The organism is Corallococcus sp. CA041A, assembly GCF_003612075.1.
In the GTDB taxonomy this organism is placed as follows: Bacteria; Myxococcota; Myxococcia; order Myxococcales; family Myxococcaceae; genus Corallococcus; species Corallococcus exiguus.
In genome coordinates this window covers 1-1,008 of sequence record NZ_RAWF01000560.1, presented here as the reverse complement: position 1 = coordinate 1,008, position 1,008 = coordinate 1, and the positions used below count along the sequence as shown (strand labels likewise).

Sequence of the window (1,008 nt, the reverse complement as noted above, 5' to 3'; positions counted from 1 at the left end):
GGCGCGTGCTGGTGACGGAGCGCTGGGGCGTGGCGGCGGAGGCGCAGGCGGGTGGCGCGCTGATGGGGCGGGTGTCGCTGGTGTACGCGGTGGGAGGTGACACGTGAGCGGAGGACTTCGTGCACTGGGTGCGCTGGGCCTGACGGCGGCGCTGCTGTCCACAAGCTGCGTGCGCCCCAGCGAGGACCGCGCGGTGCGGGACACGCGCGTGGGCCAGGCGGAAGCGGACGCGCTGACGGTGGAGGTGGAGGGCGGGCTCGCGTCGGTGCGGACGCTGGCGTCGGGGACGCTGGAGTTGTGGGGGCAGGCGCCGGTGTTCACCACGAAAGTCACCGCGGGCGCGGACGCGCGGACGGACTGGCTGTTCATGGTGCACAACGCGATGCCGGACGCGGTGCTGGACGCCGTGGACGAAGCGGGCACGCCGCTGACGGTGGTTGCGATGCCGGACGCGCACCCGACGGTGAAGGCGTGGCGCGTGGCCCTGCGGCCGGGGACGACGATGCGGCTGACCGTGGCGCCGCCGGACTGGGACGTGCGCGAGCCGTTCCGGTTCGCGGCGCTGGCGGACGTGCAGGAGGCGCTGTCGAAGGTGGGGGACGTCTACGCGCGGCTGAACCAGGACCCCACGTTGCGCTTCATCTTCTTCGCGGGGGACCTGACGGAGTACGGGACGCGCGAGCAGCTGGAGGAGTTCCAGCAGCGGCTGGAGGCGGGCTCGCGGATTCCCTTGTTCGCGACGCTGGGCAACCACGAGACCTTCACGGACGACGCGCGCGAGTACCAGCGGCTGGTGGGCCGTGGCAGCCAGCACTTCACCTTCCATGGCGTGCACTTCAGCCTGGTGGATTCCGGCAGCAGCACGGTGGATCCGATGGTGGAGGAGGCGCTGGACGGTTGGTTGGAGGAGGCGCGGGACGCGGTGCACGTGGTGGCGATGCACATTCCGCCGTTGGATCCGATTGGGGTCCGGGGTGGAGGCTTCGCGGTGCGCAACGAGGCGGCGGG

General features: G+C 72.0%; 1 protein-coding gene. It reads left to right on the top strand.

The window, feature by feature from the left end:
• Positions 1-103 precede the first annotated feature (103 nt).
• Positions 104-1,008, top strand: a 905-nt coding sequence (locus tag D7V77_RS42150) for a metallophosphoesterase (protein WP_147452366.1), incomplete at its 3' end; no start/stop codon positions are given.